Source organism: Pantoea sp. SOD02 (assembly GCF_024707505.1).
In the GTDB taxonomy this organism is placed as follows: domain Bacteria; phylum Pseudomonadota; class Gammaproteobacteria; order Enterobacterales; family Enterobacteriaceae; genus Pantoea; species Pantoea symbiotica.
Window position 1 is genome coordinate 995,124 of sequence record NZ_CP102604.1, and the last position, 24,724, is coordinate 1,019,847.

Annotated in this window: 18 protein-coding genes; 8 read left to right on the forward strand and 10 right to left on the reverse strand. The window is 54.7% G+C overall.

Annotation, left to right across the window (positions count from 1 at the left end):
• The first annotated feature begins 116 nt into the window (after window positions 1-116).
• Window positions 117-1,862 (forward strand): glycosyl hydrolase family 28-related protein, encoded by a 1,746-nt coding sequence (locus NR302_RS04525; RefSeq protein ID WP_258144667.1) that lies wholly within the window; start codon window positions 117-119, stop codon window positions 1,860-1,862.
• A 157-nt stretch (window positions 1,863-2,019) separates the two neighbouring features.
• On the opposite strand, the gene NR302_RS04530 is transcribed toward NR302_RS04525, so the two are convergent.
• The 5 genes from NR302_RS04530 to NR302_RS04550 form a co-directional block, all read right to left on the reverse strand.
• The gene (locus NR302_RS04530) at window positions 2,020-3,090 is read right to left on the reverse strand and encodes an ABC transporter ATP-binding protein (RefSeq protein WP_258144668.1); all 1,071 of its coding nucleotides are present in this window, start codon (window positions 3,088-3,090) and stop codon (window positions 2,020-2,022) included.
• On the reverse strand, window positions 3,083-4,852 hold the full coding sequence (locus NR302_RS04535) for an iron ABC transporter permease (protein ID WP_154153740.1): 1,770 nt from the start codon (window positions 4,850-4,852) through the stop codon (window positions 3,083-3,085). Before NR302_RS04535 ends, NR302_RS04530 begins: the two co-directional genes overlap by 8 nt.
• Before the next feature lie 74 nt (window positions 4,853-4,926).
• Window positions 4,927-6,015, reverse strand: a complete 1,089-nt coding sequence (locus NR302_RS04540) for an ABC transporter substrate-binding protein (RefSeq protein WP_179451751.1) — start codon at window positions 6,013-6,015, stop codon at window positions 4,927-4,929.
• Between the two features lie 170 nt (window positions 6,016-6,185).
• Complete coding sequence (locus NR302_RS04545; RefSeq protein WP_258144669.1) at window positions 6,186-6,878, reverse strand: response regulator; 693 nt, start codon at window positions 6,876-6,878, stop codon at window positions 6,186-6,188.
• Window positions 6,871-8,511, reverse strand: coding sequence for a sensor histidine kinase (locus tag NR302_RS04550; protein WP_258144670.1), 1,641 nt, complete (start codon window positions 8,509-8,511; stop codon window positions 6,871-6,873). The genes NR302_RS04545 and NR302_RS04550 overlap by 8 nt, the downstream gene beginning before the upstream one ends.
• Window positions 8,512-9,536: 1,025 nt before the next feature.
• Here NR302_RS04550 and NR302_RS04555 point away from each other — a divergent pair.
• The 4 genes from NR302_RS04555 to NR302_RS04570 all read left to right on the forward strand — a co-directional run bounded on the left by NR302_RS04555 (window position 9,537) and on the right by NR302_RS04570 (window position 14,501).
• Window positions 9,537-10,514 (forward strand): glycosyltransferase, encoded by a 978-nt coding sequence (locus NR302_RS04555; RefSeq protein ID WP_258144671.1) that lies wholly within the window; start codon window positions 9,537-9,539, stop codon window positions 10,512-10,514.
• A 16-nt stretch (window positions 10,515-10,530) separates the two neighbouring features.
• Complete coding sequence (locus NR302_RS04560) at window positions 10,531-11,838, forward strand: oligosaccharide flippase family protein (protein WP_258144672.1); 1,308 nt, start codon at window positions 10,531-10,533, stop codon at window positions 11,836-11,838.
• A complete protein-coding gene (locus NR302_RS04565; RefSeq protein ID WP_008108972.1) occupies window positions 11,835-12,830 on the forward strand; it encodes a glycosyltransferase family A protein in 996 nt (331 codons plus the stop codon). Before NR302_RS04560 ends, NR302_RS04565 begins: the two co-directional genes overlap by 4 nt.
• A gap of 381 nt (window positions 12,831-13,211) precedes the next feature.
• Window positions 13,212-14,501: an HAAAP family serine/threonine permease gene (locus NR302_RS04570; RefSeq protein WP_258144673.1), complete on the forward strand. Its 1,290-nt coding sequence runs from the start codon at window positions 13,212-13,214 to the stop codon at window positions 14,499-14,501.
• 37 nt (window positions 14,502-14,538) lie between these two features.
• Here NR302_RS04570 and NR302_RS04575 read toward each other — a convergent pair whose 3' ends face one another.
• The 3 genes from NR302_RS04575 to dbpA form a co-directional block, all read right to left on the reverse strand.
• Entirely contained in the window at window positions 14,539-16,095 is a 1,557-nt protein-coding gene (locus NR302_RS04575) for a methyl-accepting chemotaxis protein (protein ID WP_008109601.1), read from the reverse strand.
• 844 nt (window positions 16,096-16,939) lie between these two features.
• Window positions 16,940-17,902, reverse strand: a complete 963-nt coding sequence (locus NR302_RS04580) for a chemotaxis protein (protein ID WP_008105989.1) — start codon at window positions 17,900-17,902, stop codon at window positions 16,940-16,942.
• A gap of 140 nt (window positions 17,903-18,042) precedes the next feature.
• On the reverse strand, window positions 18,043-19,422 hold the full coding sequence (gene dbpA / locus NR302_RS04585; RefSeq protein ID WP_008105991.1) for an ATP-dependent RNA helicase DbpA: 1,380 nt from the start codon (window positions 19,420-19,422) through the stop codon (window positions 18,043-18,045).
• Window positions 19,423-19,820: 398 nt separating this feature from the next.
• Here dbpA and NR302_RS04590 point away from each other — a divergent pair, with 398 nt between their 5' ends.
• Window positions 19,821-20,018, forward strand: coding sequence for a hypothetical protein (locus NR302_RS04590; RefSeq protein ID WP_008105993.1), 198 nt, complete (start codon window positions 19,821-19,823; stop codon window positions 20,016-20,018).
• Window positions 20,019-20,210: 192 nt separating this feature from the next.
• Here the strand turns inward: NR302_RS04590 and NR302_RS04595 are convergent, their stop codons facing one another.
• The gene (locus NR302_RS04595) at window positions 20,211-21,572 is read right to left on the reverse strand and encodes an amidohydrolase family protein (protein ID WP_258144674.1); all 1,362 of its coding nucleotides are present in this window, start codon (window positions 21,570-21,572) and stop codon (window positions 20,211-20,213) included.
• Window positions 21,573-21,660: 88 nt separating this feature from the next.
• Window positions 21,661-22,521 (reverse strand): LysR family transcriptional regulator, encoded by an 861-nt coding sequence (locus NR302_RS04600; RefSeq protein ID WP_258144675.1) that lies wholly within the window; start codon window positions 22,519-22,521, stop codon window positions 21,661-21,663.
• An 87-nt stretch (window positions 22,522-22,608) separates the two neighbouring features.
• On the opposite strand from NR302_RS04600, the gene NR302_RS04605 reads away from it, so the two are divergent.
• Together NR302_RS04605 and lldR are read left to right on the forward strand one after the other, a co-directional pair.
• Window positions 22,609-23,781, forward strand: coding sequence for a cyanate transporter (locus tag NR302_RS04605; RefSeq protein WP_258144676.1), 1,173 nt, complete (start codon window positions 22,609-22,611; stop codon window positions 23,779-23,781).
• 176 nt (window positions 23,782-23,957) lie between these two features.
• Complete coding sequence (gene lldR, locus NR302_RS04610) at window positions 23,958-24,701, forward strand: transcriptional regulator LldR (protein ID WP_258144677.1); 744 nt, start codon at window positions 23,958-23,960, stop codon at window positions 24,699-24,701.
• The last annotated feature ends 23 nt before the right edge of the window (window positions 24,702-24,724 follow it).

Consider the following 24,724-nt stretch of genomic DNA (forward strand, 5'->3'; position numbering starts at 1 on the left):
CCGTGCGCGCCATCAACAATCACAACGATCTTTGGGATCAGCACTGCGGCCAACCAGCTCACTAACGCTGCTCTCTTGCATTTGCATTACCTACCCGAAAAGCCGAGGAGGCTATAATGATCGAAGTTAACTCTTACGCAGAACTGCGCACCACTGTTCCGGCCAAAAACGGCGATCTGGCATTCTTACGTCGTTACAACGCGGACTCCACCTTCCACGGTGGCGGTGATTTCACCGGTTTTATCGGCACCACAACGGCGGTCGAAGATGGCGGTACGCTGGTGATCGGTAACGGTTTTTACTGGAAACGCGTGATTAACGATCCGTCGGAGATCAACGTGTATCACTTCGGTGCCAAAGGCGATGGTTACGCCAACGATACCGATGCCTTTAACCGCATGCTGGCGTGGACGCAAAACTATTCGGGCAATATCACCGCGTTGCCGGTGCGTTTCCCTGGCGGTAAATTCCTGATCAGCCCAATCGATATCAGCGGCACCGAGCGCGCCTTCTTCGGTTTGCAAGGTGATGATGTGGAGCTGGGTTCGCTGCCGCGTACCACCATTATTTCCGACAAAAGTGCCAACACGGTGTTCAAGGTGAAGGCGCGTCGTACCTCCATTCGAGGTATCGCGTGGAACGGCCAGGCATCCGCCGATATCACCACCAACAAAAGCACCATCACCTCCGATATGTGCAGCAACGTGCAGCCGTTCTTCGAAAACACCTGCATCGAAGGCACCACCGTCAATATCTACTGTTTCCGCGCGCAGAATAACGGCGGTACGGTGATCAAAGTGCTGGATACCCTCGACAGTAAATTCGACCAGATTTACACCCTGTATACCTATGCGCGCGTATTTGATGTCGGCTGGTCAAACTCGCCGAAAGGCGCGTGGGATCACTCCACGGCGATTGAGCTGTGTAACTGTAACTTCCAGACCGGTTACGGCGACGCCACGCTCTACATGCCGCGTGTGACGCAGGGGATTATTCGCAACGTGTGGATCGAACACACGCGTAATCCGGGCGATCTCTCTGACGGCGGCTGGACGGTGGATACGCTGAACATTGAGGATTGCGGCACGCCGTTGAATCTCAACAATGCGCGTGTGGTGATCCGCCAACTCAACCTGCAATCCGGTGCGAAACTCAGTCTGGATGCTGCCGCCGGACGTTGGTTGTCCACCTTTGAATATGGCTATCGTCGCGACGAAAACTACGGCACCTTCATGACCGGATCGCTGCGCGCCGGCTATTACAGCGGCTACAAAATTACCAATAACACCGATACCGATAATTGGTACCGCGTCGGGCAGCTGTTCTTCCCGAACGCCAACCAGCAATGGGTAATGGAGTTTATTGGTAAAGCGGATGCCACTCAGCCCACCGGCACCGCCGGTTCGCCGGTTAACGTGGCGGCGACCGGTAAAACCTGGGTCAATCTGCAGCGCCTGGAAACGGTGTGGGCCGATGCCTATCACATGGGGCAACCTGCGGTGCTGGATATTCGCTACAGCCGCGTTGGCACCACCTATGCAGCGGTGTGGGTAAAACTGCGCGCCAACAGTGGCGATACCATGCTCAACCTGAAATGTACCGGTCCAACGCGTTTCGATACCGGTTCCTGCTCGCTGTTCCAGCAGGACTTCTCGGTGGTGACCGATACCACCAAAATGGGTGGATTCAAACCGGCGGCACGTTTTGGTCTGCATAACGGATTGGCGGGAATTGGGGCGAATGAGAAAGGGGTGCTAACTGTCGCGACGGCAGCCGGCACGCCGACCAACGCCACCGCGCCGACGGGCTTTGTGCTGGTCAACATTAACGGTGTCGATCGTAAACTTCCTTATTACGATTGAGGGCTGGCATCTTTTTGGCGAGGCTTCGGCCTCGCTTTTTTTTTGCAAAAATTTCCTGAATAGTGTGCGGTGATTTACCAGGTCGCCATGAATGGCGACCCTACAAAACCTTGCCTTATATCCGTAGGGTCGCCATTTATGGCGACCTGGTTGAACATCACCCTTTCGGGAAAATCCACACATGGTTTTCCGGCAGCGCCAGATGGCAGTGCTGTGGATCGCGCACCTCGGTGCCGTAGGCGCGAATCACAAAATCATCGCCGGAGGTGCGGAACAAATATTCCCAACGATCGCCGAGATACATGCTGGTGAGCAGCGGCAGTTCCAGCTGGTTTTCGCCCGGCCCCTCAACCAGTTTCACGCGCTCGACGCGGATCACTGCCGTGGCATCCTGGCCGTTTTGCACGCCCGCGCCCGCTAATCCCCACAACGCCCAGCCTTTGCCCTCGATGCACGCTTTGCCGTCGCGCAGCTCGGTGATTTTGCCGTGCAGCCGATTGTTGCTGCCCATGAACTCGGCGGTGAACAGGGTTTTCGGCGAGCCGTACATCTCCTGCGGCGTGCCTTGCTGTTCGATTTTGCCGTTATTGAGCAGCAAAATACGGTCTGAAATCGCCATCGCCTCATTTTGATCGTGCGTCACCATTAACGCCGACAAGCCCAGTTTGATGATCAACTCGCGCAGGAACACGCGCGCCTCTTCGCGTAGTTTGGCATCGAGGTTTGATAACGGTTCATCCAGCAGGATCACCGGCGGGTTGTACACCAGCGCCCGGCCAATCGCCACGCGCTGCTGCTGACCGCCAGAAAGCTGGTGCGGATGGCGTTTGCCAAGGTGGCCGAGGCCAAGCTGGTTCAACACATCCTGCACGCGTTGGGTGATCTCCGCCGCCGCCACTTTGCGCAGCTTCAGCGGATAGGCCACGTTCTCAAACACGGTTTTGTGCGGCCACAGCGCGTAGGACTGGAACACCAATCCCAGATTACGTTCTTCCGCTGGGATCTCGCTACGCGGCGTACCGGCGTAAACCGTATTGTTGCCAATCACAATGGTGCCCTGAGTTGGCTTCTCCAGCCCGGCAACCGCGCGCAGCAGCGTGGTTTTACCGCTGCCAGACGGCCCAAGCAGGGAAACCACTTCGCCGCGCTGCAAATTCATCGACACGCCTTTCAGCACCGGATTGTCGCCGTACGTTAAGTGCAGGTTCTCGACCGATAATTCAATCATGTAATTTGACTCCAAATCGCAGGGCAATACCCAAGCCAACCACTACCAGCAGGATGTTAATAAAGGAGAGCGCGGCAACGATATCAATCGCGCCCGCCGCCCACAGGGAAACCAGCATTGAGCCGATGGTTTCCGTGCCGGGTGAAAGCAGATACACGCCGGTGGAATATTCGCGCTCGAAAATCAGGAACATCAGCAGCCATGAGCCAATCAGGCCGTAGCGTGATAACGGAATGGTGACGTGACGCGTAATCTGTCCGCGCGTAGCGCCGGTGCTGCGCGCCGCTTCTTCCAGTTCTGGACCCACTTGTAATAGCGTTGAGGAGATCAGGCGCAGGCCATACGCCATCCACACCACGGTGTAGGCCAGCCAGACGCTGAAGATGGTGCTGCGCAGCGAACGCAGCCAGACGATCAGGTGATCGCGCAGCCACTGCGACCAGACGAAATCCGATAGCCAGCCCGATTTGAGCGAGTTATCCAGCCACATTGGCAGGAACAGAAACACCCAGAGAAACGCCAGACCGGCCAGCAAGCCCGGCACCGCACGCGGCACCAGCACGCTGTAATCGAGGAAGCGCGTAGTGTTATCGGGTTTACGGTGCATGGCGATACCGATAAACAGATAACAACCCACCGCCAGCGCGCCGCCGATCACGCCGATCGCCATTGAGTTGACGATTGCGCGCAGCAGGTTGGGCTGCGCCCAGATGGTCTGGAAGGTCTTGATCGACAGCTCATCCCAGATCGAAACGCCAACGCCCCAGTTAGAGATAAACGCACGCAGCACCACGCCCAGCAACGGCACGCCAATGGTCACTGTCAGCCAGAACGCCACAACTGCGCCCGCCACCCAGCGCCATTTTCCCAGCGGCAGCGCTCGCGCCTGCGAGGCTTTACCTTTCACGGTGACAAAGCGGTTAGCGGTGCGCATCAGGCGGCGTTGCAGCATCACCAGCGGAATGGTGATACAAATCAGCACCACCGCCACCGCAGCCATCAGGTGATAAGACGGCGTGCCGAGTTTATTGGTCAGCTGATAGAGATAAGTGGCCAGCACCATGTTGCCTTCAGGATCGCCCAGCACCAGCATCAAACCGAACACTTCCAGCCCAAGGAAGAACAGCAGCACGATGGCATACAGAATTGACGGGCGTACCATCGGCAAACTCACCGCCGTCATCACCTGTAACGGCGAAGCACCCGAAATACGCGCGGCTTCTTCCACATCCGATCCCACGCTGCGCAGGGCAGAAGAGATGTAAAGATAGGCGTGCGGGACGTGCGTCAGGCCAGCGATCACCACGATGCTCGACATGTCGTAGATATTCCACGGCACGAACCCGAGCAGTGATTGCGCCCACAGCGAGAAGAATCCCACCGGGCCCGCCGCCACCACATAACCAAAGCCCAGCACCATCGGCGAGACAAAAATTGGCACGAGGATCAGCGGCTCAATGATGCGTCTGCCGGGTAAATCGGTACGCACCATCAGGAACGCCAGAATACCGCCCAGCGGAATGGCGATGATCACCAGCCCAAAGGCGAGAATAAATCCGCTGCGCAGCGCTTTGTAGAAGTCGGGATCGGTGAAAATAAATTCAAACGATTCCAGGCTCCACTCTTTCGACGGCGCAAAGAACGGCGCGGACAAGAAACTTTGTATGACGATAAACGACAGCGGGATGTAGATAACCAGCGCGGTTATCAGCACCACAACGCCGCGCGGCAGGCTTTGCCACTTTCTATGCAATGCACGCATATTGAGACCCTGAATGGCGAAATCAGATAAGAGAAAGCTGAGCGCGGCGCAGTCGCCGCACTTGATAACTGCGGTTATTTACCGGCGGCTTCGCGCCACTGTTTGATGTAATCCAGACGTTTTTTCGGTTGCAGATATTCCAGCAGGCTTTCATCAACCGGGATCGGTTTCAGCGCGTTGCCCAACATTTTGGTCATGCCATCAATGTCGTTTTTGCCTTCAATATCGTTGCGCAGGGAAGGGATGTCGGCCTGATTAGCCAGAATGCTTTGTCCTTTCTCAGACAGCACATAATCGAGCCACAGTTTGGCGGCATGGCTGTTTTGCGCTTGCTGGCTGATGAACGAAACGCGTGATAGCACCAGCGTGTAATCCTTCGGATAAGAGATGCCCAGCGACGGATCGGTTTTAGCGCGCGCTTCAGCGTAAGAACCGAGGATGTTGAAGCCGATCAGGTTTTCGCCGGATGAGACCCTTTCCATCATGGTGCCGGTGGAGGACTGCACGGCTAAACCGCCTTTCGCCACGTCGGCCAGCGTTTTGAAGTAGTTGGGATCGGCTTTGTAATCCTGCACTGAAAGCATGAAACCAAGTCCCGATTTCTCAATATCGTAAGTGGTAACTTTGCTCTTGAATTTGTCGGTCTGGCTGGCGATCAGCTTGGCCAGCGCGGCGTGTGAATCGGGCACATCACCGGCCGGGATCAGACGCTTGTTATAGATGAACACCACCGGTTCGTAGGTGGTGCCGTAGGCTTTGTTGTTCCACACCGCCCACTTCGGCAGCTGCGCCAGTTCAGGTGATTTGTACTCCTGCGCGTAGTCGGTCGCCAGCTTCAGACCGGTATCCATTGAGGAGCTCCACACCACGTCGCCGCTGGTGCCGCCCGAGGCTTGTTCGCTGATAAAACGGTTGTACAGCTCGGTGCTGTTCATATCGTTATATTCAACTTTGATGCCGGGATAGGTTTCTTCAAAACCTTTGATCAGCGGCCCCGCAGCTTTGGTGTCGGTGGTGGAGTAAACCACCACTTTGCCTTCTTTCGTGGCGGCATCAATCACGCTTTGATAATCCGCTGGATAGCCTTGCGGCGGGGCAGCAACCGCTGACATAGAGACAAAAACAGTTGCAGCAATCAGAGACAGAGGGAAAGTGTTCGACATTATAATTAACCTTTTAGTTACATTTGAGGAACTAAAGGTCAACATAGCCTATCGACTTTTCCACACAAGAGGTGACGGATTGTTATCTTCACGAAGTGTGATTGTTGGCGTCGTTTAGGCAATTAACACCATAAAAACCACGACCGGCCGCGCGCGAAATCTGCGCAAGATCACAGGATTTTGCGGTACAGACGCCGCGGATGGCCGATGTTGCCGTACTGCATTTCGACGCCAATAAAACCGATCTCCACGCAATATTCCAGGTAACGACGACCGGTGGTTTTACTGATGCCAACGCGCTCAACCACCTGTTCAACTGACCAGCTACTCTCCGGTGCAGCGCTAAAAAAGCTCTTCACCCGATCGAGCGTAATGGTTTCAATCCCTTTGGTCGAAGGCGCTGACGGCACATCACTGGTTGGCAAATTAAACAGCTTATCCAGCGCCTGCTGATCAACGTTTTTCATCTGACGCATGGTCTGCACCTGCAGCATAAAGCGTTCCAGCGATGCGCGCAGGCGATGGAAAAACACCGGTTTCAGCAGGTAGTCGAATGCGCCGCTGCGCATCGCGTGGCTACAGGTTTGCATGTCGCTGGCGGCGGTGATGAAAATCACCGAGCACTCAAAGCGCTTCAGTAGCGGATCGTCAATCAGCGTAACGCCCTGACCATCCGGCAAATAGTTATCGAGCAGCAGCAGCCGTGGCTGATGTAATGTAATCAGCTCGCGCGCCTGTGCCAGCGTAGCGGCAATACCGACCACGCGCAGATGAAAGTTCTGCTCAATATATTCACGATGCAGATCGGCCAAATGCGGCTCATCTTCCACAATCACCACATCAAGCGGCTTAGCATTATTCATGAGAAAGTCCTGTTAACGCGGCGGGCTGGAACGGGATAAACACCGAGAAAATGGTGCCCTGCGGTGAGTTGTCGCTGATCTCAATGCTGCCGCCTGCCTGCTGTACATAACCCGCCGCCAGATAGAGGCCGATGCCGTGTTCTGCACCAAGCATATCGTCGCCGCTGTTGGGTTTACTGGTGACGCCTTGCTCAAACAAGTGCGGTTTGATGCTGTCATCAATGCCGCAACCCTGATCGGCCACTTCGATTAACAGCTCCTGATTACGACCAGAAATATATAACTCAATCGGTGTCGCGGGCGTTCTGGCGTTGAGCGTGGCGTCCACCGCGTTATCCAGCAGATTGCCGATCACCGACATCAACGCCGTTTCACTCAGCGCGGCAGGAATGCGATTTAGCTGACAGGCGGGATCGAATTTTAACTCAACGCCTTTTTCCCGCGCGCTGACATATTTCCCCAGCAGCAACCCACACAGTGCGGGCGAGGTGAAGCGCGCCGAGACAAAATCCAGCACCTGCTGCGCGCCGGCAGATTGCGCGTGGATGTAGCGCATCGCGTCGTCATAGCGCTGCATCTGCAGCAGGCCGACCAGCGTGGCGGTCCAGTTCAGCTGTTCATGCCGCATGATGCGTAGATTGTCCGCGTAGCGTTTCACCTGGCTGAGCTGGCTGCTCAATGTGTTGATGTCGTTTTTATCGCGGAAGCTGCACACCCAGCCGCCTGGCTCGCCGGGTTCCAGCTCAATCGCTACCCGGTTAACAATCACCTGACGCTGATTGAGCACGGTGATGTGGTCATGAGTTTTCACCTCATGCTGGCTTAAAAACGCCGGATGGATTTGCAGCACCTGATCCAGCGGTTTCCCCAGCAGTTCACTCTCACTCTGCTGGATATCCAGCAACTCGCGTGCAGCGCGGTTAATAAGAATTAGCTGCCGCTCCGCGTTCACCGCAAACACCCCTTCATACATCGCTTCCAGCAGCGCTTTTTGTTGCAGCACCAGCAGGGCGATATCTTTCGGCTCCAGCCAGAACATCTGTTTTTTCAGGTTGCGGCTAAACATCCACGAAAAGATAAACAGCAGCAGCAACAGCGCCACACCATACAAGCTGGCCTGCCACAGCAGGCTGACATTGATATTGGCAATATAGGAGGTGAGATAACCCACCGAAACAATGCCGATTACCTGATGATGCGTATTAAAGATCGGCGCTTTGCTGCGGAGCGATACGCCGATGCCGCCTTTGCGCACCGAGATGATGGTTTTGCCCTGCAGCACTTCGGCATTGTCGCCGCCAATCATCGGTAAATTGAGGCGCTCCGGTGATTCCGAGTGATAGAGATGCTGTTCCTGCGTGTCGCCAATCACGATGTAGCTGGCATCGCTTTGGTTGCGCAGCGGCTGGATCAACGCCGCGATGCCGGCGATGTCGCGGCGCGCCACTTTCTCCGCCAGACCGGGCATCAGCGCAATCTCACTGGCCTGCACCCGCGCGCGCTGTCCCAAATCGTGATGCAGTTGACGATCGATAAAATGAAACAGAATGGCGCCCAGCAAGGCGAGTAGCAGGCAGGAAAACAGCACCAGCGACAGGAAGAGTTTTACCTGAAAAGATAATCTGCGTTTCATACAACCTGCAGTAAAGGAAAACTGGAGAGAGGCATGGCTGGAGACTAGCACGCGAAAATGCGCGCTGTGACAGGCTAACATCAGAGTTGTGAGCTGGCTTCAATCCCGGCGCGGCTTAGGCGCTGGTTTCTGTTGGCACGATGTCAGAGATATTCCCATCTTATTCCTGGAGATCGCCTGCTGCGACGCTAATCAATGAATAAAAAACCAATTCACCACGGCTAATCTATGCGCCGCTATTTAATCCATCCTTTCTCTGAGTAAATTCCGTTTTAACCCGGCAGCCATTGACCTTATAACCCCGAGTGGTGAGAATGCCGGGAAAAGTTTTGAATTAGATCGCAAATTTTGGGCATCAAGCCTCTTGCAGTGCGGCTGCGATAGCCACACTGAATTAACGCCACTTGCACTTATCGGCGCGCGAATGACGCGCCAGCGTAATTAAAGTGCAGGGCATACAGCAAATATCGTTAATGTCGTGACGTTCGTTGAGAAGGCCCGTCTTTGGATGCACCTTCTCAGCCCCGGTCGGCATTTCTTGTTTTTGGTGATGAGCACGATAAAGACGCCAGCGTTTTTTAACGTTCATTACCAGGCAGATAAAAATTTAATTTAAGTACGTCATGATTGGCGTGGTAATGGCGTTAAGCCAAATTACCAAAAGAAAAAAACGTAACCGGCTGAAAATTAACTGAACTCTTATGAGCGCAGCGCAGCCTCTTTACGCCAAAAATAGGGGTTTCACTGTGGTCAGTATACAGGTAGCTGCAAGCCTGGGGCGGTAGCCTGCCTGGTTTAGCTGACGAAAACAGAATGAAACTGCACGGTTTATTTGGCGATTATCTTATTTAGTGAACTTTTTAGAGAGAATTAAAGGCCAGTTTTATTTGACCTGAGGAAACTCTGAAATAGACAAGCAACAAATGTTAAGCCGGGCGCAAGCAACGCGTAGTGTTAATCACTGCAATGTTCATAGATTACTTTTTTCGCCCGCAACTTTTACTCCGACAGAGTCCAGAGGTTATATGCAAAATCCCGTTAACGACGTTTTAATCAGCGTCATCGTGCCGGTGTATAACGCCGCGGCGTATCTGGAACGATGCATTGATAGCCTGCTTCAGCAGGAAGAGAACCGTTTTGAAGTGATATTTATTAACGACGGCTCCAGCGATAACTCGCTCGCGATATTACAGAATTACGCCCATTACCCGCATTTTCATATCATCGACCAAGCCAATGGCGGCGTCTCGTCGGCGCGCAATCAGGGCATTCGTGCCTCGCGCGGCAAACTGCTGTGCTTTTTAGACGCCGATGATTTTCTGCCAGCCAGCGCGTTTGCCACCTATGTGCGGTTGATGCACAACAACATCGCGATGGTGGGCGGCGAATCGCAGCACTTCACGCCGCAAGGCGAGCCGCTCGATTTCCCGGCCAACACGACTGACACGCGCCAGCTGAGCGCTTCAGCGGCGATCAACGATCTGCTCTATTTCAATCCGCGTCACGGTATCTGCGACAAGGTGTTTCGTGGTGATGTGATTCGTCAGCATCAGCTCAGTTTTAACGAAGAGATTTATAACTTCGAAGATCTGCTGTTCGTGATCAATTACCTGCATCTGCAACAGGATCGTCAGGTGGTCTTCACCCAGCAGGTGGTTTATCACTATGTGGAATCCACCAACTCCGCCACGCGATCGGCATTACGGGAAAAGCATTTCTCCTTTGCGCGTTCATTTAATGGCATGCAGGCGTTTTTATCCGCCCAGCATAGCCGCTGTTATTACCATCTCTATTTAAAAGTCACCTCATCTTATATCTATAAAGCGCTGCACAGCGACGGATTCAGCCGCGCCTTTATTGATGAATATATTTCGCTCTACCGTCGCAGCTTTAAGTCCTATTTCACATCAGGATTGATGTTCAATCCGTGGAGCCTGTACTTTGCGCTGTTTTTTGTCAGTCCACGACTGGTATCGCGTCTGCGCCGGCTGGCACAGAAATAAACGCTGAGGTTAAGTTGTGAAAGATAAATTAAAAAACTCCATGTGGATGATCGCTGAAAAGCTGATTGCGGTATTCGGCCTGATATTTGTCACCTCCTATGTGGCGAAATACGTTGGGCCCACCACTTTCGGCATTATCTCGATCTCGATGCTGGTATTTCAGTTCATCCAGAGCATCGCGTTAATGGGCAGCGATGTGATTCTGCTGAAACGCTTATCGCAAAATCATCACTCTGGCATGCGCTTAATGATGGCGACCTTTCTGCTGGTGCTGGTGATTTATGGCGTGCTGGCGGCCAGCGGCATGTTGATTATGGGCGAAGAGTGGAGCACTGAAGCGCTGGTGTTTATCTGCGCGGCGGCGATTGCCTGTCTTTTCTCTTCGCTGGATCTGGTCAATATCTACAACGAGGCGATGCTGAATGCGCGCCTGAATGTGATCGCTAATCTGGCGGGTTTGGCCATCAGTTTAACCGTACGTTTCTTTATTTCGTATTACGGTCTGGATCCGCAGTTGTTGTCGATTCCTATCGTGCTGGCGACCTTTATTCCGTTTGCCATCAAGCTGGCGATATTCCTGAAATATCACCGTCAGGTGCCGATTCCGGCACTGCGCCAGATGAAGAAATATTCACGCTATATGGTGGCGTCGGGTATTTCACTGGTGTTTTCCGTGATTGCGGTGGCGATTTATACCCGCGTTAATCAAATCAGCGTGTCGTATTTCCTTGGCGTGAAAGAGGCGGGGATTTTTTCCGTTGCGCTGACGCTCGCCACTGCGTGGGTATTTTTACCCAATGCATTGCTGGCTTCCTTTTTCCCGGCGTTCTTTGCCGAGCGTGACGATCGGCAATCAATTATCAAAGCACAGAAATTACATCTGCTGGTGATTGGTGTCTCGTCGCTGGTGATTCTGGCGATTTGGTTATTGTCCGGATGGTTTATCCGTGACTTCTACGGTGCGGAGTATCTCGATGCGGTCGCGCCAACGTTGTTACTCAGCGTCGGCGCGATGTGCGCGGTGCTGAGCAGCGTAATGGATCGTTTCATTATTAAGTACAACGGATATCGCTATTTAGTGAAGAAAACCTTCGTGGTGTTATTAATTTGCGTGGCCTCCTCTTTATTATTGGTTCCTTACTTCGGTTTAAATGGCGCGGCCATGAGCGTGGTATTAACCGAGTTTTTATCGTTCTCCCTGCTTAATTACTTTTTCCCTGCTCAACCGGTAATGCGTATTCATCAAATATTTATCAACCCCAGGAAACTATGGCTGTTATTCAACAATATCAAAACCTCAGACAGTAAAGAGAGTTTATCATGAATGAAAAACCACTATTTAGTCTTATCATTCCCGTCTATAACTCACAAAAAACCATTAAACGTACCTTGCTGAGCGTGCTTAAACAGACGTTCAGCAGTTACGAAGTGATTGTGGTTAATGATGGTAGCAGCGATACAACCGCAAATATTCTGCAGGAGTTCAGCGCATATTCGCAGGTCACGGTAATTCACCAAATTAATGCCGGTGTCAGCGCTGCTCGAAACAGCGGCATGCAGCAGGCCAGCGGTGAATATGTGTTATTCCTCGATGCGGATGATTGGGTGGACGATAACTTCCTGATGATCTTCAAACAGAATCTCGATGCCTGGCCAGCGGAATCAGTTGATTTGATGGTGGGAAACCTCAACGACAATCGCGTAGGGAAAGTGTCGCAGGCGGGCTTCTTCAGCAACGAGGACATTCCTTATGTGCTTGGTGAGCTGGAGATGAGTGATAACATCGGTTATCTGCATAACAAATGTTATCGCCGTCAGATTATTGAGGAGTTGAACCTGCGCTTTTTGGAGGGTATCTCCATGAGCGAGGATTTGTTGTTTAACCTTAAATTCTTCAGCTGCATTAGCAATTTCCTGGTCACGCCGGGCGCTGCTTATCATTATGAAGATGTGGAGGGTTCATTATCGAAGCGTAAAGTGCAATACAGTGAACTGAAAGTGCGTAAACAGTTTCTCACTGCACTGTATGATTCGATCATCAGTAAATATCAGTCCAGCAATCTCGATTATTTCCTCAAGGGCATTTCCAAACGTGTGCTCGCGCTGGATATGCAAATCGTGACGGCTATGTATCACTCTTCGTTTTCACCTGCGGATATTGCCCAGGAAATTAATGAAATAAAGCGGGGTAAATACTCAAAAGGTATTTTCATTCTGCTGAATAAAAATGAAAAATTGAAGTACATGATTATGAATTTGAATACACTCACAGCGTACTATTTTCTTTATGCACTCTACAGGATGCGCGCATTCTGATTTGAAATTCTCCCGGTGTTAGTCTCTGGACGCATTTGCTGTACAGAGGCTAGTTGCCGGGGGAGTTTCACCCGATGTTCTCAGCTCTACCCGTGGCAACAGCCCAGCGTTGCCACACCTTTCCACTCTCCGCACGTCTTTCTGCACACTCTCGGTTTCTCCTTCTTGCACTCATCCCGCGTCTCATGTCAAATAGCGCCCCATGCAATCGATTGCGCGCATGTTTCGTGCATTTAGTGCGGCGCAAAACATCAGGATGCGTGAATTTCATCTCATGAAGCGTCATCCTTTGCGTTCCGGCCGGGCGGAGCAGCCTACGCCATGATTAGTAGCCATCCTTGTGGCTGCGTGTTGATAAAGCTTGAAATTCTGGAGAGACAGATGGACAACTCACAAACCGGTACGCTTGGCACCGTAGAAACGGCGGCTAAGGGCTGGCGTAAGAGTGATACCGTGTGGATGCTGGGTCTGTACGGTACGGCGATTGGTGCGGGCGTGCTTTTTCTACCGATTAACGCCGGTGCAGGCGGGCTGATTCCGCTGATTATCATGGCGATTCTTGCCTTCCCGATGACCTATTACGCGCACCGCGCGTTAACGCGTTTTGTACTCTCCGGTAAAAATCCCGGCGAAGACATCACCGAAGTGGTGGAAGAGCACTTCGGCGTGGGCGCTGGCAAGGTCATCACTTTGCTCTACTTCTTTGCCATCTATCCGATCCTGCTGATGTACAGCGTGGCGATCACCAATACTGTTGATAGCTTTATCGTGCATCAGCTGGGGCTGGTTTCGCCGCCGCGTGTGCTGCTGTCGCTAATTCTGATCATTGGCATGATGACGGTGGTGCGCTTTGGCGAGCAGATGATTGTTAAAGCGATGAGCATTCTGGTGTTCCCGTTTGTGGCGGTGCTGATGCTGCTGGCGGCTTATCTGGTGCCGCACTGGCATGGCGCGGCGCTGGAAACGTTATCGTTGAACGCGAATGTAAGCGGCCACGGCATTCTGATGACGCTATGGTTGGCGATACCGGTGATGGTGTTCTCCTTCAACCATTCGCCGATCATCTCCTCTTTTGCCGTGGCTAAGCGCGATGAGTACGGCGCAGGTGCGGAGAAGAAGTGTTCGCGCATTCTGGCCAACGCCCATCTACTGATGGTAGTGACGGTGATGTTCTTTGTCTTCAGCTGCGTGCTGAGTCTGTCGCCGGCCGATCTGCAGGCGGCGAAAGATCAGAACATCACTATTCTGTCTTACTTAGCCAACCACTTTAATGTGCCGATGATTGCGTGGATGGGGCCGATTGTTGCGATGGTAGCGATCACCAAATCGTTCCTCGGGCATTATCTGGGAGCGCGTGAAGGTTTTAACGGCATGGTGGTGAAGTCACTGCGTAGTCGCGGAAAAACCGTCACGCCGCAGCGCCTGAATCGCCTGACCACCGCGTTTATGCTGCTGACCACCTGGCTGGTGGCGACGCTGAACCCCAGTATTCTGGGCATGATTGAAACACTGGGCGGGCCGATCATCGCGATGATTCTGTTCCTGATGCCGATGTACGCCATCCAGAAAGTGCCGGCGATGCGTCAGTACAGCGGGAAGATCAGTAACGTGTTTGTGGTGATTGTCGGCGTGCTGGCGATTTCGTCGATTGCCTGGTCGCTGGTGAGTTAGCATTGTAGGGTCGCCATTCATGGCGACCTGTTTATCTTTACACCGCCGCCGTTTTAAACACACTCATCGACTGCGCCAGGCGATCGGCCTGTTCCTGCAACGCCTGAGACGCCGCTGAGGCTTCCTGCACCAACGCGGCATTCTGCTGCGTCACCGCTTCCATCTGCGTAATCGCCGAGTTGATCTCGCTAATCCCGCTGCTCTGCTCGCTGCTGGCAATGGTGATTTCGCTCATGATATCCGCCACGCTTTTCACGCTGTTAACCACTTCACCAATGGTTGAACCGGCGTGCGTCACCAGACGGCTACCTTCATCCACCTGCGCCACAGAATCCTCGATCAACACCTTGATCTCTTTGGCCGCAGACGCCGAACGCGCCGCCAGATTACGCACTTCGGTAGCCACCACGGCGAAACCACGGCCTTGCTCACCGGCGCGTGCGGCTTCGACGGCGGCGTTAAGAGAAAGAATGTTGGTCTGGAAAGCAATGGAGTCGATCACGCTGATAATATCGACGATCTTCTTCGAAGAGAGCGTAATCGCTTCCATCTTCTCGATCACCTGTTCCATCACCACGCCGCCTTGCTTCGCCACGTTGGAGGTATTGGCCACCAGCTGATTGGCTTCACGCGCGTTCTCGGCGTTGTGCTTGACGGTGGCGGTCATCTGCTCCATCGCTGAAGCGGTCTCTTCCAGCGAGCTGGCCTGCTGTTCAGTACGCGACGAGAGATCGATGTTGCCACTGGAGATCTGATTTGATGCCACGGCGATGGTATCGGAACCGGCGCGTACATCGGAAACGATGGTCAGCAAGTTGTCGTTCATCGCCTGCAGCGCCTGCATCAGCACCGCCGTTTCATCTTTGCCGCTCACTTCTATATGTGAACTCAGATCGCCTGCCGCCACTTTCCCGGCGATTTCCACCGCTTCATTCAGCGGACGCACAATCGAACGCGTCAGCATAAAACCGAGCACGATGGCGGCCGCAATGGCGATGGCGGAGAAGATCAGCGTCATCTCAATGGCTGATGAGCCGTTATCAATAATTCGTGCGCCTTCCTGCTCCAACTGCTGTGACTGCGAGTTAGCAAATGCCACGGCGCTATCGAGAAAGGCATTCTGCGTGCTGGTAATGGATTTCAGCACATAAGCGCTGGCGGCATCAGCATCGCCCGCACGTACCAGATCCAGCAGCTCTTTCTTCTCGGCTTCAAACTTGTCGCTGGCGGCTAGCAGACCGGCAATCTTCTTTTTACCCACTTCAGTCACCTGCACCGCTTTGATTTTATTCATCGCGCTGTTGGTTTTATCGGTGGCGTCCGCCAACTGCTGGTAGCGTTTTTCGTTGAATTGCGGGCGCGTGGTATCAATTACGATGCCGCGCAGGTATTTGATCTGTTCGTTTACGCCGTCACGCACGTCAAAGCCGAGGCGTACTTTCATATAGCGATCTTCAACGATCGAGGTAATGCCGGTTTTGATGTTATTGATTTTGGTAATCGACGTGACGCCGACGATGACCAACAGTGCCACCACTAAACCAAAGGCGATGCCCAGACGGACGCCGACCTTCATATTTTTTAAGCTCAACATTGGATCTCCCCGTAATGCCAAAAATTGATGTTTTCAAGACGGACAAGCAGGCAAGGCGCCCGCATCAGGTTGATGTTTTGTAAGATGAAAATCGTTGCGCAGCGTGACAAAACTGGTATGGCAGCACCGGCGCAAGCGCTATCAGTTATCGGTTGTTAATGTTTTAACTTTAATTTTTTAGAGGTACGTCACAGTTTGGTTAATGACGTTAACATTGAGATTTGGCTGAACGGGAATGCTGGGGATTTTGTAGGGTGCGCATTCATGCGCACCTGGTTAACTGGTTGAGATGAATGGCGTAATACTGAAATCATGTTTCCCTGAATTTGGTGCGGGCTCTGACGCATCTGCTGCGTCACGGGCCGTCCTCGCGCCGCTAACGCGGTACCTTCGGCTTCCACGTTGTGCCAACGGACCGTTCGCGGATCGGCCGTCCAGGCCGGCCCCGAACTGCCTCACGCATCCATGCGTGAGGCTCCTGGCCCAACGTAAAAGCCTCAGCGCTGCGAATGCCCTTTTGCCGCAGCAGACGTGCCAGCGCCTCTGGAAATGTGCCCTTTTCAACAACACGCACTGAAGCTTACGAGCAGGCCGGGGACACTTTTGGGCAGGCAATCCGCAGCGCTGAACGGAACGAGGAAGCCAGGAGAGCCCGTAGGACGCGGGCGAAAGGCTGAGCCGGGACATGGAAGTCCCGTCTCAGCCGGTCCGTCAGGCAGACGAGCGAAGTGAAGGCACCGCGATAGCGGCGCGAGGACCGCCAGACCAAAAGTGTCCCGGGCCAGCGCAAGCGTCGTTGGCTTAACTGACAAGCATTACGCCATGAATGGTGGCGTTACGGTAATTAACGCGGCTTTTTCAACACGCCATGAATCACATTCGACAGCTCGTTGATTTCGAACTTCGCCACGTAACCATCGGCACCGACTTTACGCACGTGATCTTCGTTGGCACTGCCGGAGAGTGACGAGTGGATCACCACCGGAATCTGGCGCAGGTTGTTATCGCGCTTGATGTTGCGCGTTAAGGTAAAGCCATCCATTTCAGGCATTTCGAGATCGGTCAGCACCAGCGCGATCTTATCGTGGATCGATTCGCCGTTGGCAGCCGCTTCTTTCTGCATCTCATTAATTTTGATCCAGGCTTCCAAACCGGTGTTGTGCATAATCGCCGGGATGCCCATGCTTTTCAGGCCTTGCTCCAGCAGCTGACGCGCCACTTTGGAATCTTCCGCCACAATCGCCACCTGACCTGGCTTGAGATTGAAGTCTTTGGCGGTCTCTGCGCTCGGTTCAACGCCGCGCACCGAAGGAATGATGTCATACAGAATCTGCTCAACGTCCAGCACCATCGCCAAATTGTTGCTCTGACCATCGGTATCCAGACAAGCGATGCTGGTGATGTTGCGGCTGCCGATGCCCGCTTCAGCGGTATGCACCTGGCTCCAGTCGAGACGCACAATGTTCTCCACCGATTCCACGGCAAACGCCTGAGTGCTGCGTGCATATTCCGTCACCAGCAGCAGGTTAAGGCCGGTTTCCGGTTTGCAGCCGGTCACGGCAGGCAGATCGATAACCGGAATAAACTGGCCGCGAATACTCGCCATGCCGAGCAGCGGCGATTGCATGCCCGCGGCGCGGGTGATGGTTGGCATCGGCACGATTTCACGCAGTTTAAACACGTTGATGCCGTACAGCTCAGATTTGCCTTTCAGCTGATCGGAACCCAGTCGGAACAACAGCAGTTCGAATTTATTGGAAAGCGCAAGGTTGGCGCGTTCATCGATCTCTTTCTGAAAATTATCCATCATGGCCTCGGAGCAGATCTGGGCTGGGTAAAGGGCAGGGCAATATCGCCATGATTAACTTATCGGCAGAAGAGAAAAAAAATGAAGGGGAGATAACGGAAATTTTAGCGTGAGGGCGATCGCCCTCACGCGGGTACAACTTACTTCAGCAGAATGGCGCGCACGCTTTTGCCTTTGATCTTGCCCTCTTTCAGCTTGATCAGCGCTTTCTTCGCCTGAGCGGCGTCGATGGCCACATAGGCGTGGGTAGCGGTCATATCGATCTTGCCGATCTGATCGCCGCTGAAACCGGCTTCACCGGTCAATGCACCCAGAATATCGCCCGGACGGATTTTGGCTTTGCGGCCGCCATCAATGCACAACGTCATTTTGGTCGCCGGTAGCGATTTGGCGCTGGTACCTTTCAGCGTGCTGGAGGAAACCCAGTTGAGCTTCTGCTGCAGATACTCTTCCAGCGCATTGGCGCGCACCATTTCGTCGGGGGCGACAAAGCTCACCGCCAGACCTTTTTCACCGGCGCGACCGGTACGGCCAATACGGTGAATATGCACTTCCGGATCCCACGCCAGCTGGAAGTTCACTACCAGCGCCAGCGACTTAATATCCAAGCCGCGCGCGGCCACGTCAGTGGCGATCAATACGCGGATGCTGCCGTTGGCGAAGCGAATCAGCACGCGCTCACGATCGCGCTGTTCCAAATCGCCATGCAGTGCTAACGCACTGATATCACGTTCATTCAGCGCGGCGGCAACGTCGTCACATTCGCGCTTGGTGTTACAGAACACTACGCAGGAGGCCGGTTGCTGCTGACTGAGCAGCGCGCCGAGCAGGCTATGACGCTCTTTGGCGCTGGCTTCAATAAACTGCTGCTCGATGGTCGGCAACTCGGTTTTATCTTCGGTGGCGACCGCCAGCGCATCGCGCTGAAAACGCTGGCTAAGGCTGGCGATGGTGTCCGGCCAAGTGGCAGAGAACAGCAGCGTCTGGCGCGTTTCCGGCGTAAAGCCGATGATCGCTTCCATATCGTCGCGGAAACCCATCTCCAGCATGCGATCGGCTTCATCCAGCACCAGCGTTTGCAGCTGGCTGAGATCGAGGTTGTCGCGCTTCAGATGATCGAGCAAACGACCCGGCGTGCCGACCACAATGTGGGGCGCATGCACTAAGGAATCGCGCTGCGCGCTCATTGGCTGGCCGCCGCACAGCGTCAGAATTTTGATATTGCGGGTAAAACGCGCCAGCTGGCGCAGCACATTGCTGACCTGATCGGCGAGTTCACGCGTCGGGCACAGTATCAGCGCCTGGGTGTGGAACTGGCTGTTATCAATGCGGTTCAGCAAACCCACGCCAAAGGCGGCGGTTTTGCCACTGCCGGTTTTCGCCTGCGCACGCACGTCGCGCCCTTCCAGAATAGCGGGCAGGGAAGCGGCCTGAATCGGCGTCATGGCGTCGAAACCCATCTCGCGCAGGTTATCGAGTTGGCTGGCGGGCAGTTGCGTCAGGGTAGAAAAAGCAGTCACGGGAAAGTCTCTAATTGCGGGTAGGATTGCGGCGGTCAGTCTGGCAGAAAGGGGCGTGATCGGCAATGGCAAAAGCGCCGCTGGTTCCCACTTGAAATCAGTAAGCGTTATACCAGACTTGTCTCTTTTTTAGGCATTCAATGGTGCGAAGTTCTAATGCTTTTAAGGTTGATTTAATCCTGGGAAGTTGCGTTAAAAAAAGACATCTTTAACGAAAAGTGAGAATTAGCGTTATGAAACAACTGTTATCACGTCTTTTGGCACCCTTTTTAGAGGTGTCTCGCTAATGAATGGCTGCGGTTAGGTAAAATTCTGATTAAAACGAATGGCTGATTTGCTTTATATTTAGCGCGCCATTTGGCTAATTATTAAAAACCCATAATATTTCAGAGGTCATTTTGAGTCATTCTGTCCAGGGACAAAACGAAGACATTCTGAAAATCGTCGGCCGCGCCGTGTTAACGCTGCATGTGCATGGAGAAACCTTATCCTCGGATAAAGTGAGTTCCATGATTGCCTGTTATGCGGAAGAAGAGCCTGTCAGTGACGATGAAAACCAGCGGCTGTACGCGCTGGCGATTCAGATGCTTTCGTAAAATCCAGCACTCATCGGGTGTGCGCATGCCGCCCTGTTTATGTCGTACGTAAAGCCTCCTTGCGGAGGCTTTTTTGTTGGTGCGGATTTTGAGGCGGTCGCCATGTAAACGGTGCGTGCATTGAGATGGTCGCCATGTAAACGGTGCGTGCATTGAGACGGTCGCCATGAATGGCGACCCTACGGGGGAACATCAGGCGCTGAATACGGGCAATCCGCGGTGGAAGGTGGCGCGTACCGGGGAGATGCGGGCGACGGCTTCGGCGGAGCAGCTGGCATCGACCAGCATCATACTGGCTTCATCGTCGACCTTCGGCCATTGGCGTTCGCCCTGATTCGATAGCGGCAGAATCCCGCCGGTGGCGATATGCAGCGCGCGGCTCAAGCCGAACTCATCGGAACCGCGATACAGCTGCGCGTACAAGTTGGCTTTCTCCAGCATGCTGCCGGTGCCAAACGGTGACCAGTGATCGATCACGCTGTCGGTGCCAGTCATCACCGTGATGCCCGCCGCCTGCAACTGCGGCAGCGGCATGGTCAGTTTGCCAATCGGAATGGTCGAGGCCACGCTCATCTGCTGCTCGGCCATGCCGGCGATCATCTGATCCAGCGCTTTGCCTTCCAGCGTGCCAAGCGCAAATCCGTGGCTCAGCGTCACTTTGCCCTTGAGCTGCCGATTTTTCGCGATGGTATCGATCATGTACTGAATCGCCGCCACGCCGGATGGCGAGGTTTCATGCAGATGGATATCCACGCCGCGCTGGAAATCGAGAGCGATCTGGAACATCGCATCCAGCGACGCCTGCATTGCGCCATCCACGTTGGTGGGATCGAGTCCGCCAACAAACTGCACGCCCATCTGCATCGCTTCGCGCATCAAGCCATCGACCTTCGAGTGCAGCAAACCGTGCTGCGGGAAGGCAACGATTTCACACGGGAATTCCGGATGATTCGCCAGCGCCAGTTTGAGGTGCTCAAGGCTTTTCAGGCCGCTGACCGGATCGATATTGCAGTGGCTGCGCGCTTCGGTGGTGCCTTTGCTGTGCAGCAAACCAATGATCGCTTCGGCACGCGCCTGCGAGGTCGGCAGCAGTTGCGGGATCAATACCTGTTCGCGCGCAATCATATCCATGATGGTTTTACCCTGACGCGGACGCGGCGCTTCCCACGGGCCACCGTAAAAGGTTTTATCGAGATGGATATGCATGTCGCGGGTGCGCGGCAGCAGCAAGGCGCCGTTGGCGTCCCATTGTGGCAAGGCGGCGTTACGCGCTTTGCCTGCGGCATCAATCGCCGCAAAAGTGCCGTCTTTGATGGTGATGTCGTACAGCGCGGTGCGCGTGGCAATCACCTCTTTACCGTCGCGCTCAAAGCCCTCTTCGAGGCGGACATTGAGCAGTTGGTAATGGGCAACACGCGGTGGCGGCGTGTGCGGCTGCGTGCTGTTGGCGAGCAGCGGTGAAGCGGGCGCAGCATAGCTAATGCCGGCGGCCAGCAGGCTACCGGCGGCGGTCAGGCTAAGGAATTCGCGACGGCTGGGAGAGGTCAGTTGCATCAGAGGTTCCATCAAATGAGAAACGCTTAATCTGGCAAAACTCAACGCAGCGCGCTGCGATATTTGCCACTGGTTAGCAGTGGAAAAATCACTGCCATTGCAACTGACAAAAGGTTACCAGCGCGGCAGCTAACGCCTGCTGCAGATCGTCCTGCGGCGCACGGCAAAACAGCGCCAGTTCGAAATGGTTGATGGTGGGTAAACCATCGGCTTCGCCCAATACGCGATGTTCAGGCAAGCGGCAGCTGGCGGGCAGCAGCGTTAAGCCCAATCCGGCAGCGCTGGCGCTGGCGAGCGCCACCAAACTGGAGCTGCTGTAGCTTATACGCCAGCTGCGGCCGAGGCTATCCAGCGTCTGCGCCATCTCTTCACGATACAAACCGAGCTGCGGGAACACCACCAGCGGCACCGGTGTTTGCTCAAAACAGGGATATGCGGCGCTGTCCAGCCACAGCAGCGGTTCAGGGCGCGAAGCTAGCGGACGTTCGCCGCCCGGCTGCTTGATCAGCATGATATCCAGCTCCTCGCGCTGCCAGGCGCGATGCAGATCGACATACATGCCGCTCATCACATCGAGGCGCAGTTGTGGATGTTCGCGGCTAAATTCGGCCAGCAAACCGGCGGTCGGCGCGGCGAAATCTTCTGGCACGCCGAGGCGCAACACGCCGTCGCGCCATTTGTCGCTCAGCACGTCGTGCGCTTCGCCATTCAGCGCGATGATGCGGCGCGCATAGCCCAGCAGTTTCTCGCCCTCTTCAGTGAGTGCCACCTGATGCGACGTGCGCTGCAGCAATGGTTTACCGATCATCTCTTCCAGCCGACGCACCTGCTGGCTGACGGTGGATTGCGACAGATGCACGCGATCGGCGGCGCGGGTAAAGCTGGCGGTTTCGCACACTGCGACAAAACTCAGCAGTTGCTGCGGGGTAAACATCGGCTGACGATTCATTTTTCCACTGGTCGTTATGGTGTTATTTCATTTCCAAATAGTAACCACTACTGCGATGCTGACAATCTCTTTGCAGCAGGATTGTGTATGAATCGACATTATGACGGATTAACGCTCGGCGCTTTGGTGTTGGCTGGGCTGAATATGCGACCGTTACTCACTTCTATTAGTCCATTACTCGGCCAGCTTCGCCAGACGATGGGACTCTCTTCACTGGCGGCCTCGCTGCTGCCTGCGGTACCGATGGTGATGATGGGCGCGGTCGCGCTGCTGAGCGCTTCGCTGATGCAGCGCGTGCCGCTGCAACGCTTACTGTTGGCCGGATTGACGCTGCTGCTGCTGGCGCTGGCGGCGCGTGGCGTGATCCACAGCGGCAGTTGGCTGGTGGTTAGCGCGCTGTTTGGCGGGCTCGGCGTGGGCGTGGTGCAAATGGCGATGCCGGGCCTGATTCGTCAGCGCTTTGCGCAGCGCAGCGCGCCAGTCACCGGATTATGGGCCGGCGCGCTAATGGGCGGCGGCGGTTTGGGGGCGGCATTATCGCCGTGGCTGAGCGAGCATTTTGGCTGGTCGCTGGCGCTAACCGGCTGGGCGCTGCCGGTACTGCTGGCGATTGGATTGTGGTTGTATGTGCGCGTGCCAACCGCAGCCAGCACGGAAAACGTTGCGCTGCCGTCATTGTGGCGCACGCCGCGCGCCTGGACGCTGGCGATCAGTTTTGGCCTGGTGAACGGCGGTTACGCCACCTGCGTTGCCTGGCTGCCGGATGCTTATCATCATCTTGGCTGGTCGGCGCAGGCTGGCGGATCGCTGCTCGGTGCGATGATTATGTGTCAGGTTGCGGGTGCGCTGTTGATGCCGCTACTGGCGCGTAAGGCGGATCGGCGTCCACAGCTGATTATCAGCCTGGTTTGCCAGCTGATCGGTATGAGCGGCTTTCTGTTTGCTCCGCTGCTTGCGCCGTGGTTGTGGGCGGCAATTGCCGGATTTGGACTAGGCGCGGCGTTTCCGCTGGCGATGGTGCTGGCGCTCGATCACCTGCCGCATCCGCAGGCCGGTGCGCGGCTGGTGGCGTTTATGCAGGGCGCAGGTTTTATCATCGCGGGTTGCATGCCGTTTATCGCCGGTCAGCTGCAGGCGTTAACGCACAGTTTCTCGAGCGTCTGGATGATGCAGACGGCGGTGACTGTCGGACTGATCGTGCTGAATCTGCGCTTTCACCCACGCAGTTATGGTCGGGCCTTTGGTCGGACTACGGCGTAATTGGTCCTACCGCAAGGCGCAATTGTGGCCGCGTCGTCACATAACATGAAAAATCCCACCTGTTTCGTTGCATCGAAATAACAAAGCATTAACCATTCTCCTCCACGAAGCCCGCCACGCTGCATTTTGGTCCTACCAATTCAGCGTGACGGGCATGCTTCACACAGGATAATGCGATGACGGAAAACACGCTGCGGGCGCGGCTCTGCGCCTGGATCACAGAACACCAGCTGGAGCCGGGCATGCGGCTGCCGTCCGAACGCGCGCTGGCTGCGGAGTTCGGTTCATCGCGCTCGTCACTGCGCGAGGCGATCCAGCAACTGATCAGCAGCGGCGTGTTAATCAGTAAACGCGGCGGCGGCACCTGGCTGTGTCAGCCGCAACAGCCGTGGTCGGAACAGCGCATCGTTGAGCCGATTCGTCAGCTGCTGGCGGAGGATCCCGATTATCGTTATGACATCCTCGAAGCGCGTCACGCAATAGAAGCCAGCACCGCGTGGCACGCGGCGTTGCGCGCCACCGAATCGGATAAAGAGAAACTGAGCTTCGCTTTTGATGCATTGCTGAAGATTAAGCAAAGTGACGATGCCGATCTCGCGGCGCAGGCCGACCTGCGTTTTCACCTCGCCATCGCCGAAGCCTCGCACAACGTGGTGCTGCTGCAGACCATGCGCGGCTTTTTCGATCTGCTGCAATCCTCGGTGCTGCACAGCCGCCAGCGCATGTATACCCATCCGGTGATTTTCAATCGTCTTAACGAACAGCATCAGGCGATATTTGATGCGGTGATGGCCGGTGACGCGGAAGCAGCGCGCCAGGCGGCGATGGATCACCTTGGTTTTGTTCACACCACCATGAAAACCCTGCATGAAGATGAGGCGCGCCAGGCGCGCATTACGCGTCTGCCGGGCCACCAATGACCTCAGCACAAGGAAAATAAGGG

Coding starts and splice junctions, on each gene's coding strand:
- NR302_RS04555 (WP_258144671.1), top strand. CDS start 9,537: ATGCAAAATCCCGTTAACGACGTTTTAATCAGCGTCATCGTGCCGGTG.
- NR302_RS04525 (WP_258144667.1), top strand. CDS start 117: ATGATCGAAGTTAACTCTTACGCAGAACTGCGCACCACTGTTCCGGCC.
- NR302_RS04575 (WP_008109601.1), bottom strand. CDS start 16,095: ATGTTGAGCTTAAAAAATATGAAGGTCGGCGTCCGTCTGGGCATCGCC.
- NR302_RS04605 (WP_258144676.1), top strand. CDS start 22,609: ATGAATCGACATTATGACGGATTAACGCTCGGCGCTTTGGTGTTGGCT.
- NR302_RS04535 (WP_154153740.1), bottom strand. CDS start 4,852: ATGCGTGCATTGCATAGAAAGTGGCAAAGCCTGCCGCGCGGCGTTGTG.
- NR302_RS04595 (WP_258144674.1), bottom strand. CDS start 21,572: ATGCAACTGACCTCTCCCAGCCGTCGCGAATTCCTTAGCCTGACCGCC.
- NR302_RS04540 (WP_179451751.1), bottom strand. CDS start 6,015: ATGTCGAACACTTTCCCTCTGTCTCTGATTGCTGCAACTGTTTTTGTC.
- NR302_RS04580 (WP_008105989.1), bottom strand. CDS start 17,902: ATGGATAATTTTCAGAAAGAGATCGATGAACGCGCCAACCTTGCGCTT.
- lldR (WP_258144677.1), top strand. CDS start 23,958: ATGACGGAAAACACGCTGCGGGCGCGGCTCTGCGCCTGGATCACAGAA.
- NR302_RS04530 (WP_258144668.1), bottom strand. CDS start 3,090: ATGATTGAATTATCGGTCGAGAACCTGCACTTAACGTACGGCGACAAT.
- NR302_RS04545 (WP_258144669.1), bottom strand. CDS start 6,878: ATGAATAATGCTAAGCCGCTTGATGTGGTGATTGTGGAAGATGAGCCG.
- NR302_RS04570 (WP_258144673.1), top strand. CDS start 13,212: ATGGACAACTCACAAACCGGTACGCTTGGCACCGTAGAAACGGCGGCT.
- NR302_RS04565 (WP_008108972.1), top strand. CDS start 11,835: ATGAATGAAAAACCACTATTTAGTCTTATCATTCCCGTCTATAACTCA.
- NR302_RS04550 (WP_258144670.1), bottom strand. CDS start 8,511: ATGAAACGCAGATTATCTTTTCAGGTAAAACTCTTCCTGTCGCTGGTG.
- NR302_RS04600 (WP_258144675.1), bottom strand. CDS start 22,521: ATGAATCGTCAGCCGATGTTTACCCCGCAGCAACTGCTGAGTTTTGTC.